Origin of the sequence: Antricoccus suffuscus, assembly GCF_003003235.1 — a bacterium.
Lineage (GTDB): Bacteria > Actinomycetota > Actinomycetes > Mycobacteriales > Antricoccaceae > Antricoccus > Antricoccus suffuscus.
On sequence record NZ_PVUE01000022.1, the window covers coordinates 1 to 14,024 of the forward strand.

Below are 14,024 nucleotides of genomic sequence, written 5' to 3' on the forward strand. Positions count from 1 at the left end.
GGTGTCGTGCTCTACCTCGGCCGGGCGCAACGGCTCGCGACCGCGAGCCAATACATCGCGCTGGTCGCGCGGGACGGCGGCTGCACCTTCCCCGGATGCGACGTGCCACCGGAATGGTGCCAAATCCACCACGTCACCGCGTGGCGAGACGGCGGCCCGACCGATATCGATGACCTGACTCTCGCGTGTGGCTATCACCACCGCGAATACGAAGACCGCGGCTGGGAATCAGTCATGATCAGAGGACTACCGCACTGGCGCCCGCCGGCGTGGATCGACCAGACCCGTACCTCGGTCCTGCATCACCGCATCACCCTCAACAACAGACGCGAATAAGTAGCAGACTCACTGCAGCGCAGGTGTACGTGCCAGACCAGTACAACGAGCGCGATAAGACCGGGGCCGCTGTGCACGGCAAGTACACCTGCCCACATGTGGACCGGCCCAGGAGTTGGCGTAGCTGGCAGGGCGCGCGTAGTCGATCAAGAAGGGCTCGACGATGCCACGTCCGATGAGGTACACGGCGACGAGTAGACCGGTCATGGGGGCGCACCACGGGCACGTTCAGGTCGCGACGCGGCGGGCGAGGATCGCGATCGTGTCCGACGTACGCCGACACAAGATAAGCACGATCGGCTCTCCAGCTTGATCGTGCAACGCGGGTAGCAATTCACGGCGTACAGCGCCGGGGTCAAGTCGCAGGCCGCGCATCTTGACGATGAGATCGCGAGCTGAATAGTTGCGCATCGCGGCCTTGACGCGACGTTTAGACCAGTTCAGCACTTCGAGCACCTGGTACGTCGAGGCAAGCGTGCTCGGCAGCGGCGAGTCGCCCGTCACATAGGCGATCTTCGGCTGCAACAATGTGCCACCAGTCGCCCGGACAACCTGCCCCACAAGGTGAGCTTGATTGACGGCACCGTCCGGTTCGTAGACATAACTGGAAACCTCGCCAACCGGCAGGTCGTCATCCGGCCGACCGGCAATGCTCTCCACCGTGTTGCGTCCGACTACCGTTGCGCGGCATTCCGCGGCGGCGAACGGGGGCGACCACAGGCACGCCTCGACGACCGAGCGACCGGACTCGGTCGCGGTGGACACCCACTCGGCCTCCCAGCCGTCCGGTACGGCGTCGTGGTCCAGCCCTGGCGACATCTTCGCGACGACCGGGTTGGTGAACGACGTGATCCAGGACAGCGGGGGACTGCATAGCTGCGGATCGAACACGCGCCGTCCATCGGTACGCCGAGCCGGGTCGAAGAACAGCACTGTTCGCGCATCGACGCCCCGCAGTGCCTCCCGCGCTGCGGTTGGAACGACCTCGACGAGCCCGCCGAGCCCCAGGGCCGCGACGTTGAGCCGCAGTGCCTCGCTCACGGCCGGATCGGACTCGATCGCCGTTACGTCGATCCCAGCGCGCGCGAAGGCGATTGTGTCGCCACCGATTCCCGCCCCGGCATCGACGATGCGTCGCACCCCGGCATCGACGAGCCGGCCCACCCGGTGCGCGGAGACCTCGGGCCGGCTCGCCTGTTCGAGACTGTCTGGTAGGAACCACATCTGGGCCGCGTCATCGCCGAACTTCGCGACCGCCCGGCGCCGTAGCTGAGCCTGACGCAACGCGGCGGTGGCTGTGTCCTGGGTGACGGTACGACGCAGCGACTGCAACATCTGAAGATCCGACTGACCGTCCTCGATCATCCGGGTTGCAGCAGCAAGCGCGAACGCTCCTGCGTCCGATGTGAGACGGCCTAGTTCGTGTGGTGCGGGCATGAGACATAACTCTGACCCCAGGTGGCGGAACTAGCACTCGCAGGGTTAGAGTGCTAATTGCGATTTGAGTCGACCCCCGCGACGGCGGCCCAGAGAGCATTAAGCAGTAGGCAACACCTGTACACAGCACTCCAATGTGCGCATTCACAAGCCAAACGAGAAACCCCAGAAGGGGGAGGTTAATTCATGGCGAAGGCAAAGGTGGCAATCAAGCCGCTCGAGGACCGCGTCGTGGTTCAGGCCAACGAGGCGGAAACCACCACTGCGTCCGGTCTTGTTATCCCGGACACCGCTAAGGAAAAGCCCCAGGAGGGCACCGTTATCTCGGTCGGCCCCGGCCGCATCGACGACAACGGCAACCGCGTACCGCTCGATGTCAACGTCGGTGACGTTGTCATCTACTCCAAGTACGGCGGCACCGAGGTCAAGTATGCAGGCGAGGAGTACCTCGTCCTCTCCGCGCGCGACCTGCTCGCAGTAGTCGAGAAGTAACACCCTCGATAACAACTCATTTTCTGTTCTGGCCGCCCCTCACCGTGTGACGGTGCGGGGCGGCTGGCGTATAGAGAGGTAATCGTTAATGGCAAAAGTTATTCACTTTGACGAGGAAGCGCGACGCGGTCTCGAACGTGGCGTCAACCGCCTCGCCGACGCCGTCCGCGTCACGCTCGGCCCGCGCGGTCGCAACGTCGTACTGGACAAGAAGTTCGGCGCGCCGGTCATCACCAATGACGGCGTCACGATCGCGCGCGAGATCGACCTGTCCGACCCGTTCGAAAACATGGGAGCACAGCTCGTCAAGTCGGTGGCGATCAAGACCAACGACATCGCCGGTGACGGCACGACGTCTGCGACCGTCCTCGCCCAGGCGATGGTGAAGGAGGGTCTGCGTAACGTCGCTGCAGGCGCCAACCCCATGGATGTCAAGCGGGGCATCGAGGCGGCCATCGAAGCTGTTGAGGCAGAGCTGACCAAGAACGCCACGCCCGTCAAGGGCCGCGACGCGGTCGCGCAGGTAGCCACCATCTCCGCGCAGGATAAAACTATTGGTGATCTGATCGCCGACGCGATGGACAAGATCGGCGCCGACGGTGTCATCACGGTCGAGGAAGGTTCGACGCTCACCACCGAGCTCGAGCTGACCGAAGGTATGCAGTTCGACAAGGGCTACATCTCGCCGTACTTCGTCACCGACACCCAGGCTATGGAGTCCGTGCACGAGGACGCCTACGTCTTGCTGCACCCGGGCAAGATCTCTGCGATCAACGAACTGCTGCCGCTGCTGGAGAAAGTAGCGAAGGCCGGCAAGCCGCTGGTTATCATCGCCGAAGACGTCGACGGCGAGGCCCTCTCGACGCTCGTGGTCAACGCGATCCGTAAGACGTTCAACGTCGTCGCGGTCAAGGCCCCGTTCTTCGGTGATCGCCGCAAGGCATTCATGGAAGACCTTGCGATCGTCACTGGCGGTCAGGTGATCTCCCCGGAGATCGGCCTGAGCCTGGAGTCCGCGGACCTCGACCTGCTCGGCAAGGTACGCCGCGCGGTCGTCACCAAGGACTACACGACCCTCGTCGAAGGCGCCGGTGGCAAGAAGGCGATCGATGGTCGCGTTTCGCAACTGCGCTCGGAGATCGAGTCGACCGACAGCGACTGGGACCGGGAGAAGCTGCAGGAGCGGCTGGCGAAGCTCGCCGGCGGCGTTGCGGTCATCAAGGCCGGTGCGGCGACCGAGGTTGAGATGAAGGAGAAGAAGCTTCGCATCGAAGACGCGATCTCGGCGACTCGCGCAGCGGTGGACGAAGGCATTGTGCAGGGCGGTGGCGCGGCGCTCGTGCACGCCTCCAAGGTGCTTGACGGGGACCTGGGCCTCACGGCCGATCAGGCTACCGGCGTACGGCTTGTGCGGACCGCAATGTCCGCACCGTTGTACTGGATCGCCCGTAACTCCGGCCAAGAGGGTTCGGTCATCGTCGCGCACGTGCGCGATGGCAAGCCGACCGTCGGCTGGAATGCCGACACCGGCGAGTACGGCAACCTGATCAAGCAGGGCGTCGTCGACCCGGTCAAGGTCACCAAGGCCGCCGTCACCAACGCGGCCTCGGTCGCGGCGATGATCCTGACGACCCAGGGCACGATTTCTGAGAAGCCAGAAGAGGACGAGGAAGAGGCCGGTCACGGCCACGGACACGGCCACGGGCACAACACGGGCCCAGGCTTCTAACTCTTCGGAGTAGAAAGGGCGGTCTCATCCATTCCTGGATGCGACCGCCCTTTTCCTTTGCGTTGCTTGACCGCGGGTCACAAGGTGAACCAAAGTAAGCGCATGGCCGACACTCATGAGGCACCAGTCACCCTTACCCAGGATCAGCGCGACGCATTGCGCGAGCGCTACCGCGAGGAGCGGGACAAGCGGATCAGGCCCGATGGGATCAACCAGTACGTCGAACCGACCGGCCAGTTCGCCGTGCTCGAAGAGGACCCGTACACGCCGTGGGTCGAGCGCGAGGCGTTGACCGATCACGTCGAGTTTCTCTTTGTCGGTGGCGGTTTTGCGGGGCTGTCGGTGTGTGCGCGGCTGAAAGAAGCCGGCATCGACGACTTCCGGATCGTTGAGAGCGGCGGCGACTTCGGCGGCGTGTGGTACTGGAACCGCTACCCGGGCGCGATGTGCGATACGGCCGCCATGGTCTATCTGCCACTGCTCGAGGAGACCGGCCACATGCCGACCATGAAGTATGTGCGCGCGCCGGAGATCTGGGGTCACGCCCTGCGCATCGCCACGCATTATGACCTTTATCCACACGCGGTCTTCTCCACCCAGATCCACACGATGACGTGGAACGACGACGCGTCGCACTGGGTGATCGAGACCAATCGTGGCGATCGGATGACAGCGACGTACGTCGCGATGGGTACTGGCCCGCTGAACCGGCCCAAACTGCCTGGCGTACCAGGGATCGAGTCCTTCGCGGGCGACGCGTTCCACACCGCGCGGTGGGACTACGAGGTCACTGGCGGTGACTGGACGGGTGAGCCGATGACGAAACTCGCCGAGAAGCGGGTCGGGATTGTCGGCACCGGGGCAACGGGAATCCAGATCGTGCCGTCACTCGGACGTGACGCGGGGGAGTTGTATGTCTTCCAGCGCACGCCATCTGCGGTCGGCGTGCGCGGTAACCACGAGATCGACCCGGACTGGTTTAGTGCACTTGAGCCGGGCTGGCAGTCGAAATGGCTGCGCAACTTTGCGGTGTTGCAGACGATGGGCGTCGCCGACGAAGACCTTGTGCATGACGGCTGGACGGACATCACGAAGCGCATCTTCGCCAGGATGATGGCCAATGCGCCTGACCCGTCCGCGATCACGCCGGCCGACTTCGTGGCGGCGTACCACGACAGTGACGACGAGAAGATGGAGGAGATCCGTGGACGGGTCGACGAAATCGTCGAGGATCCCGAGACGGCCGCAGGCCTGAAGGCCTGGTATCGGCAGTTCTGCAAGCGTCCGTGCTTCCATGACGAATATCTGCCGACCTTCAACCGACCCAACGTGCACTTGGTCGACACCGATGGCAAGGGGGTCGAACGGATCGACGAGACCGGGGCATGGGTGGGCGACAAGCACTACGACCTCGACGTCCTGATCTACGCCTCCGGCTTCGAGTTCAACACCGACTACACGCACCGCTCTGCATTCGAGGTCGTCGGTCGCGGTGGAGTGACCCTTACCGACAAATGGGCCAAGGGAATGCAGTCATTCCAGGGAATGCACGTGCACGGCTTCCCCAACATGTTCGTCGTGGGCATCTTCCAGGGCTCTAGTCTGGCCTCCAACGTCACGAGCAACTACGTCGACACCGGACACACCATCGCCGCCATTCTCACGCACGCGCAGTCCGTCGGCGCCGGACAGGTCGAGGTACTGCCGGAAGCCGAGACAGACTGGGTCGCGGCGATCGAGAAGGCGCCGAAGGGCATCGTTGGTGGCCCCGACTGCACGCCCGGCTACTACAACAGTGAAGGACAGGCCGAGGGTCGCAAGGAAAAACTCGACCGCGGCGGCTACCCGCTCGGGCCGGTGCCGTTTTTCGACTACATCGCCGATTGGCGCACCAACGGGAGGTTCGAGGGACTCGCGTTTCGTTGATAGATAAAGTGAGTTCACCGAACCGAACCTGCGGTGAACTCATGGAAGAAGGTGTCGATGTCCCCGACGTTGCAGCGCATCCTGGACCTACAACAGATTGGCGTCGACCGGTTCAGCGTGCCCGTCATTCATGGTGGTGACCGAATCTTCGGCGGCCACCTTCTAGCTCAGGCACTGATGAGCGCGGCCCGGACCGTCGAGCAGGACCGTCAGCCCAACTCGATCCACGCCAGTTTCCTGCGCGCCGGTGTCGCCGGGACTGACCTGACCTTCGAGGTGCAGCGGATCAGAGATGGCGGCTCGTTCAGCACCCGGCGGGTGGTCATTCACCAGCAGGGGCGCGAACTGTTGATGGCGACGGTGTCGTTTCATGTCGGCGAAGCGGGGGAGGACTGGCAGCCGAGCCGGGCCGAATCGACGATGCCGCGTATCGCCGACGCGTCCCCGATACCGAGTGACGCGCGGTTTGGCTCGGTCGGCTCGTACGAGATACGTACGGTCGCGCCGTGGACCGCTGGCCAACCTAGAGAGGGCCTGCATCCGTACTGGGTTCGCGCGGACAGCAACCTCGGTGAGTCGCCGGCGTTGCACTACGCTGCTCTGCTTCTGATCAGTGATCTCGGCATCATCCGCGCCGCGCGCAACCCGCACAGTCAGGTCCCGGGCAACGAGTGGGCGGCGATGAGCCTCGATCACGCTCTGTGGTGGCATCGCGCGCCCCGCGCGGACCAGTGGATGCTGGTCGAAGCGGAACCGACGAGCAACGCGCTGGGCCGCGGAATGGCCCATGGCCGGATCCGTGCCGAAGACGGCACGCTACTCGCGACGCTCAATCAAGAGGTACTCCTGCGCATGCCGGCCCGGAAGCCGCGCGCCGAGCAACCCGCTGTGGCTAAGGCCGCTGATCGGTGATCGCGTCGGCGTATCCCCGGGCGTAGTCCCAGCTGACAAACTCATCAGGATCGGGACTGAACGGTGGCTCGTGCACGCGGGATTGGTTGTACTGCAGCATATGGACGAGGTTGGCGCGCATGATCGCCCACGCGTAGTAGTGCACCTCGTGGCAGCCGTCGCAATCGATTGCAATGCCCTTGATGCCGCGTGGAGCAAGTAGCTCCAGGAAGGCGTCCAACTGGACGAGATCTTCGCGGATCAGAAGCTTTTCTTCCTCGTCGAGTGGTTCGGGTAGGGGCTCTGCGTCGAGCGCGGTAGCGGGGTCGAAACCGTCCTCCAGGAACGGGTCGAGAGGGGCACCGTCCCACAGAGGATCATGGCGGTTCGGTTCGTGCCCGGATGAATCATGGCCGTAGGTATCTCTGTGCACACCTCTAGGGTAGCGACTAATACCGATACGTCACGTGGCGAGGGCGATGTTGTGGATAGCCGCGCCGATCCGGTCGCCGCTAATGGGTTCGTTACCCGCTAGCGACCGCGACGGTAACGCTGGCATCGTCGCCTCGAGATGGCGGTGGGACCGGCGCCACAAAGCGCGTGGGTCCGCGCGCCAGGTCACACCCCCATTGGCACGTAGCATAAGAAGCATCGTTATCAACTCTGTTCTGGAGGCATGTGTGAGCGGCGATCGGTCGAATCTTTCCGCAGAGTCCGAGGTAGATCCATTCATCGCCGACAAGTTTGTGTCGTCGGGCCTGACCTTCGACGACGTGCTGCTGCTACCTGACGCCTCGGACTTCGTGCCCAGCGACGTCGACACCACGACGCAGGTCACCCGCAACATCTCCATCAAGCTCCCGCTGATCTCCTCGGCGATGGACACCGTCACCGAGTCGCGGATGGCTATCGCGATGGCGCGCCAAGGCGGCCTGGGCGTGCTGCACCGCAACCTTGCCATCGAGGACCAGGCGCGGCAGGTCGAGCTCGTCAAACGCTCCGAGTCCGGAATGGTCAGCGACCCGGTCAGCTGCAGCCCCGACGACACGCTCGCCGAGGCGGATGAGTTGTGCGGCCGCTACCGCATTTCCGGCCTGCCGGTCGTCGACGATGCCGGCGTACTGATTGGCATCGTGACCAACCGCGACATGCGATTCGAAAGCGACATGCGGCGCAAAGTCCGCGATGTGATGACTAAGGACAACCTGGTCACCGCGCCCATGGGTGTCGACGGCGACGAGGCGTTGCGGCTCCTTCACCAAAACAAGATCGAAAAGCTTCCGCTGGTCGACGCGGCGGGCAAGCTGCGCGGATTAATCACTGTCAAGGACTTCATCAAGCGCGAGCAGTACCCACACGCATCGAAGGACGGCAATGGTCAGCTGCTTGCGGCGGCCGCGGTTGGTGTCGGCCAAGACCAGGTCAAGCGCGCGATGACGCTCGTGGAGGCCGGCGCCGACATCCTGATGGTGGATACGGCGCACGGGCACGCCAAGGCGGTCCTCGAGATGGTGGCGCTGCTCAAAAAAGAGCTGAGCGTCGACATCGTCGGGGGCAATGTCGCAACAAAACGTGGCGCGCAGGCGATCATCGATGCGGGCGCCGACGGGGTAAAGGTCGGCGTCGGGCCAGGGTCCATCTGTACGACGCGCGTCGTCGCCGGAGTCGGCGTACCGCAGATCAGCGCGATCCACGAGGCCGCTCAAGCAGGTCGCGCCGCCGGCATCCCGGTGATCGGAGACGGGGGACTGCAGTACTCCGGTGACATCGCCAAGGCCATCGCGGCCGGCGCGAGCGCGGTCATGCTCGGCAGCCTTCTTGCCGGAGTCGAGGAAAGCCCCGGCGACCTGATCTTCATCAACGGCAAGCAGTTCAAGGCCTACCGCGGCATGGGTTCGCTCGGCGCGATGCAGTCCAGAGGCGAGGCGCGCTCGTACTCGAAGGACCGCTACTTCCAAGACGACGTGCTGTCCGACGACAAGTTGGTACCCGAAGGGATCGAGGGTCAGGTGCCCTACCGCGGGCTGCTCTCGGCGGTCGCGCATCAACTTGTCGGTGGCTTGCGCGCGGGCATGGGATACGCCGGCACGCAGACGATCCCCGAATTGCAGCTGCGGGGCCGACTCGTCCAGATCACCGCCGCGGGACTCGTAGAATCGCATCCGCACGACATCCAGATGACGGTCGAGGCGCCCAACTACGGCAGCCGCCGCTAGCTCGGCGTACCGGCTTGGCGATGATGTACCGGACCTGACGTTCCACAGAAGGAGCCACATGCGTGACTACGTCCAGATCGGGATAGGACGCGAAGCGCGTCGCGGATACCACCTGTCCGACATATCCGTCGTACCGACGCGGCGCACGCGCGACGCGGAAGATGTGTCGACCGCGTGGCGACTCGACGCGTTCAAGTTCGACATCCCGCTCGTCGCGCACCCCAGCGATGCGACCATGAGCCCGGCGTCGGTAGCCGAGGTCGGGGCCGCGGGTGGGCTCGGCACGCTCAACGCCGAGGGCCTGTGGACTCGATACAGCGATCCTGCCGCGGCGTACGACAAGTTGCTCGCCTCCGATCCGCAGCGCGCGACGACAGCACTGCAGCAGCTGTACGCCGAACCGGTCCGCGAAGAGCTGATCACCGAACGCATCGGGCAGCTGCGCGACGCTGGCGGCACCGTGGCGGTGCGCGTATCTCCGCAGCACACCGAACTGCTCGCACCGGTGATCCTCAAAGCCGGCGTCGACATACTGATCATTCAAGGCACGATCGTCTCGGCCGAGCATGTGAGCACGGGAGGCGGCGAGCTCAACCTCAAGCAGTTCATCGCCGATCTGGACGTGCCGGTGGTCGTGGGCGGCTGCAACAACTACCAAACCGCGCTGCACCTGATGCGCACCGGAGCGGCCGGAATTATCGTCGGCTTCGGTATCGACCGCTCGGCCACCACCGACGACGTGCTCGGGATCCGGGCGCCAATGGCCACAGCGATCATCGATGCTGCCGCGGCGCGCCGTGACTACCTCGACGAGACCGGTGGCCGATACGTCCACGTGATCGCCGACGGCGAGCTGCACACCAGCGGTGACATCGTGCGGGCGCTCGGCTGCGGCGCCGACGCTGTCATGCTCGGCCGGGCGCTTGCCACCGCGACCGAGGCGCCGGGTAAGGGCGCGTGGTGGGATTTCGCCGCGAGCCACCCAAAGCTGCCGCGCGGTGTGTTCGACCCGGACGCGGCCGAGGCCCAGCTGCCCATGCAGCAGCTGTTGTCCGGCGACGCGCTGGTCGCGAATGGCCGGCACAGCCTCTTCGGCGGCGTACGCCGAGGAATGGCCAAGTGTGGTTATAGCGATCTCAAGGAATTTCAGCGCGTCGAGCTAGCCATGTCCGAACCGGTCGCGCACTCTTCTTGACTCTGACCTGCACCACTCCGTCTAGTCCGCACCAGCCGTCGTAGTCAGCCCAGATCTTCCAGTGACGGGCTCCGTTACTTAGAAAGAAGTGCGATGCACGCCGAAACTTCCTCCAGCCAGACCCCCGACATCTCCCGAGTGAGCGAGCGCGTCATCGTGCTCGAGGGCGCGTTCAACGCTCGCGACGCCGGTGGGCTTCCCACCGTCGACGGTCGCGAGGTACGCCGCAACGTCCTGCTGCGGATGGACAGTCCTCAGCGGCTCACCGAGAAGGACGCCGAAGTGCTGCTCGACGAGCGCGGCGTGCGGACGATCCTCGACCTGCGCTACTCCGACGAGTCTCGCGAACACGGCATCGGGCCGCTGCGCAGGGACGACGTCGTACACATCAACGTCCCGGTCAGGAGCAGCGACTCGATGGTGGCGCCGGGACTGCGTGCCGCCGTCGACGCCGAGCCGGAGCGGCCCGTCTGGGAGATCACCTACGAGTACTACAAGGGCTATTTTCAGACCAACGACGGTGCCGCGCTCGTCTCTGCGTTGCGCGAGCTGATCCGTCCGGACGCGACGCCGGTGCTCGTGCACTGCGCCGCGGGCAAGGATCGCACCGGAGTCGTCGTCGCACTTGCGCAGTCGCTGGCCGGCGTCAACAACGACATCATCGCCGCGGACTACGCCGCTTCAGCGAGCGCCGTACCGAAAATCGTCGCGCGGCTCGCTGAGCTCGGTGGCTACGGCGAGCTCGATCCGCAAGATGTCAGCCGCCAGATGACAAGTGCCGAGACGATGCTGGCCCTGATGGACTGGGTCGACAAGGAGTACGGCGGCGCCCGCGAGTTTCTGCACCAGCACGGCATGAGCGAGACCGAGCTCGACAAACTGGCTGCCGTTCTCGTCACCGAAGGAAACTAGCGCGTGGAAGAACCTGAACTCGTCCTCGTCGTCGATTGCGGCGCCCAATATGCGCAGCTCATCGCGCGGCGGGTCCGCGAGGCTCGCTGCTACAGCGAGATCGTCCCGCACACGATTACGGCGGCCGACGTCAAGAAGCGTGGCGCGCGCGCACTGATCATCTCGGGTGGACCGTCGAGCGTGTACGCCGAGGGCGCACCGAGTCTCGACCCCGACCTGTTCACGCTTGACCTGCCTATCTTCGGTATCTGCTATGGCTTCCAAGTCATGGCGCAGGTACTTGGCGGCACCGTTGCACATACAGGTACCTCCGAGTACGGGCGTACCGACCTTCAGGTCACGGCTCCCGATTCGGCGGTGTTTGCCGGTACGCCTGACACGCAGCAGGTCTGGATGTCGCATGGTGACGCCGTGACCGCGTGCCCGGCCGGTTTCTCGGTGACCGCGAAGACCGCTGGTGCTCCGGTCGCCGCGTTCGAGAATGTCGAGCGCAAGCTGTACGGCGTGCAATACCACCCCGAGGTCATGCACACCGCGCATGGACAACAGGCCTTGCAGAGTTTCCTGCACGACGTGGCGTTACTGCGTTCTGACTGGACGATGGACGCCGTCGTAGACACGCAAGTCGCCGCAATCAAGGCGCAGGTCGGCGGCAGCCACGTCATTTGTGCACTGTCGGGCGGCGTGGACTCCGCGGTCGCCGCCGCGCTGGTCCAGCGGGCGATCGGCGATCAGCTGCATTGCGTGCTGGTTGATCACGGACTGATGCGCCGTGGCGAGGTCGCGCAGGTCACGCGGGACTTTGAATCGTCCACCGGAGCTTCGCTACGGGTAATCGACGCGAGCGCGCGGTTTCTGGATGCGCTCGCCGGCGTCACCGACCCCGAGCTCAAACGGAAGATCATCGGGCGCGAGTTCATCCGGGTCTTCGAGGGTGCCGCTCGTGACGTCTTGGATGAGGCGACCGACGCCGGACGCGAGGTCGATTTTCTCGTCCAAGGCACGCTGTACCCCGATGTGGTCGAGTCCGGGGGCGGCGAAGGGGCCGCCAATATCAAGAGCCACCACAACGTAGGCGGTCTCCCGGACGACCTGCAGTTCGGGCTGATCGAGCCGCTGAGGGCGCTGTTCAAGGACGAGGTACGCCGCGTCGGCATCGAGCTTGGGCTGCCTGAGCAGCTTGTCTGGCGTCAGCCGTTCCCCGGTCCTGGTCTTGCGCTGCGGATTATCGGCGAGATCACCCACGAGCGGCTTGAGATCGTGCGTGCGGCAGATCAGATCGTCCGAGACGAGCTCACCGCGGCCGGGCTGGATCGCGAGATTTGGCAGTGCCCCGTCGTACTGCTCGCTGACGTGCGTTCGGTCGGCGTACAGGGCGATGGGCGCACTTATGGTCACCCGATCGTATTGCGACCGGTCTCCAGCGAAGACGCGATGACGGCCGACTGGTCGAGGTTGCCGTACGACGTGCTTGCGCGCGTCTCCAACCGGATCACTAATGAGGTACGCGAGGTCAATCGGGTCACCCTCGATATCACCAGTAAACCGCCTGGCACCATCGAGTGGGAGTAGTGCTCGCGGCTTAGAGGTCGAGCGGTTCGCAGGCCTTGGCGCTACTGATCGTCTTGTGGAGCGCCGTGTCCAGCTTGGCGACCTCGGACTTGAGCGTTGACGTTGGCCGCTCTAGCGCTTCTTTAATTTTGTCGCCGAACGTGCCGCCGGACTGTTCCTTGTTGCCCGAGCTGGTTGGATCGATGCTCGCGGCCGCGTCGTCGGCTGCGGCCGCCACGGCGCCCTGAATCTTGGTGAGGTCGCTGGCGGTCCCGCCGTCGGTGATGTCCGAAAGGTTGGCTCGCAGGTCTGTCAGCACAGAACTGCTCTTCTCCGCGATCGTGACCAGCTTGGCCTTTGCGACCGCACTGTTGCCCACGCTATCGACGTCCTGTGCAAGGCCCGCGCTCGTCTCCTGGTAGTCGGCGATCGCGCCGCAGACTTTGGTGGCCCATTTGTCTGGGTCGGCCGGTCGCGGGCTTCCCGGCGCGGGGAGGCCGCCGGTGTTGGGCGGCAACCGATCCGGAGTTGCGCCGTTGGGTGCCGTGGGAGTGGCCTCGGCAGAATCGCTGGTACGGCTTGACGGCCGGCTGCTTGGGTTGCTGGTGTTGTCCGCGTCCTGGCGGACGGGATCGTCGCCGAATGGTTTCGCGATGAGGACGAAGGCGGCCAGCAGGATGACGAGCGCGCCGATCCCGGCGGCCCAGAGTGCCTTCTTCTTGCGCCCTTCGGCGGGCCCGTCGGGTGCGCTCGTGCTTGGCCGTTGGTGGGGTCCGGGAGGCCCTCCAGGTCGGGGGTTCGACGCTATCGGGCTGGTGTTCGGCGCCCGATCGGCGCCCGCCGTCGTGGGCCTGGGCGATGCAATAGGAAGAGACGGCGGAATGACAGGTCCAGTTGCCGGCTGCGACCGGGACGGCGCGGTTGTTGGAAACTGCGCGGTTCGCGTCTGCGCGAGGTCGGTCTCGTCAAACTCGTCAGAAACATCATCGAAGTCGAGGAGGGTCGTGTCCTCGGCGGACGGGTCGTTGACGGGACTGCTGCCCGGCTGCGCCTCATCCGACGCGACGTCGCCCTCGGTATCGCCGTCTCGGGTGGGAATCGGCTCCGGTACCGGAGCCATCGTGGACCCGTCCGATCCGAGTCGGAACCGACGGAGGTTCGGCAGGTCAGGGTCGTCCCGGTTGTCGGGCCCGCGGGCCATCACGTTCTCCCATGCGATCGCGTCAAAAGCGTGAGCAGTGAGCGCCCACGTGGTACCGACGTACCCTATGGCGTGCTCGTTCCATAGCGCGCCAAGGTGCCTGCTCGGCGGTGTCGGTGGTGGGCCGTAAAGTGGCGA

Annotated in this window: 12 protein-coding genes; 9 read left to right on the forward strand and 3 right to left on the reverse strand. The window is 64.8% G+C overall.

Going from position 1 to position 14,024, the window contains the following annotated elements; translation table 11 throughout:
• On the forward strand, positions 1-336 hold a 336-nt coding region (locus tag CLV47_RS19050; RefSeq protein ID WP_146135447.1), incomplete at its 5' end, for an HNH endonuclease signature motif containing protein.
• Positions 337-564: 228 nt separating this feature from the next.
• On the opposite strand, the gene CLV47_RS19055 is transcribed toward CLV47_RS19050, so the two are convergent.
• The gene (locus CLV47_RS19055) at positions 565-1,773 is read right to left on the reverse strand and encodes a THUMP-like domain-containing protein (protein WP_146135448.1); all 1,209 of its coding nucleotides are present in this window, start codon (positions 1,771-1,773) and stop codon (positions 565-567) included.
• A gap of 186 nt (positions 1,774-1,959) precedes the next feature.
• On the opposite strand from CLV47_RS19055, the gene groES reads away from it, so the two are divergent.
• The 4 genes from groES (at position 1,960) to CLV47_RS19075 (ending at position 6,832) form a co-directional block, all read left to right on the forward strand.
• Positions 1,960-2,265, forward strand: coding sequence for a co-chaperone GroES (gene groES / locus CLV47_RS19060; RefSeq protein WP_106350713.1), 306 nt, complete (start codon positions 1,960-1,962; stop codon positions 2,263-2,265).
• Between the two features lie 88 nt (positions 2,266-2,353).
• The gene (gene groL / locus CLV47_RS19065; RefSeq protein ID WP_106350714.1) at positions 2,354-3,994 is read left to right on the forward strand and encodes a chaperonin GroEL; all 1,641 of its coding nucleotides are present in this window, start codon (positions 2,354-2,356) and stop codon (positions 3,992-3,994) included.
• A 102-nt stretch (positions 3,995-4,096) separates the two neighbouring features.
• A complete protein-coding gene (locus CLV47_RS19070; protein ID WP_106350715.1) occupies positions 4,097-5,920 on the forward strand; it encodes a flavin-containing monooxygenase in 1,824 nt (607 codons plus the stop codon).
• A 33-nt stretch (positions 5,921-5,953) separates the two neighbouring features.
• Positions 5,954-6,832 (forward strand): acyl-CoA thioesterase, encoded by an 879-nt coding sequence (locus tag CLV47_RS19075; protein WP_106350716.1) that lies wholly within the window; start codon positions 5,954-5,956, stop codon positions 6,830-6,832.
• Here the strand turns inward: CLV47_RS19075 and CLV47_RS19080 are convergent.
• Positions 6,813-7,244 carry a DUF5319 family protein gene (locus CLV47_RS19080; protein WP_202862699.1) on the reverse strand — a complete coding sequence of 144 codons (432 nt, stop codon included), beginning with the start codon at positions 7,242-7,244 and terminating at the stop codon, positions 6,813-6,815. The genes CLV47_RS19075 and CLV47_RS19080 overlap by 20 nt on opposite strands.
• 247 nt (positions 7,245-7,491) lie before the next feature.
• On the opposite strand from CLV47_RS19080, the gene guaB reads away from it, so the two are divergent.
• The 4 genes from guaB to guaA all read left to right on the forward strand — a co-directional run bounded on the left by guaB (position 7,492) and on the right by guaA (position 12,706).
• Positions 7,492-9,027, forward strand: coding sequence for an IMP dehydrogenase (gene guaB, locus CLV47_RS19085; protein ID WP_474863863.1), 1,536 nt, complete (start codon positions 7,492-7,494; stop codon positions 9,025-9,027).
• 58 nt (positions 9,028-9,085) lie between these two features.
• A complete protein-coding gene (locus CLV47_RS19090) occupies positions 9,086-10,222 on the forward strand; it encodes a GuaB3 family IMP dehydrogenase-related protein (RefSeq protein ID WP_106350717.1) in 1,137 nt (378 codons plus the stop codon).
• 93 nt (positions 10,223-10,315) lie between these two features.
• Positions 10,316-11,134: a tyrosine-protein phosphatase gene (locus CLV47_RS19095; protein ID WP_106350718.1), complete on the forward strand. Its 819-nt coding sequence runs from the start codon at positions 10,316-10,318 to the stop codon at positions 11,132-11,134.
• 3 nt (positions 11,135-11,137) lie between these two features.
• Positions 11,138-12,706, forward strand: coding sequence for a glutamine-hydrolyzing GMP synthase (gene guaA, locus CLV47_RS19100; RefSeq protein ID WP_106350719.1), 1,569 nt, complete (start codon positions 11,138-11,140; stop codon positions 12,704-12,706).
• Between the two features lie 10 nt (positions 12,707-12,716).
• Here guaA and CLV47_RS19105 read toward each other — a convergent pair whose 3' ends face one another.
• Positions 12,717-13,886 (reverse strand): hypothetical protein, encoded by a 1,170-nt coding sequence (locus CLV47_RS19105; RefSeq protein WP_106350720.1) that lies wholly within the window; start codon positions 13,884-13,886, stop codon positions 12,717-12,719.
• Between the last annotated feature and the right edge of the window lie 138 nt (positions 13,887-14,024).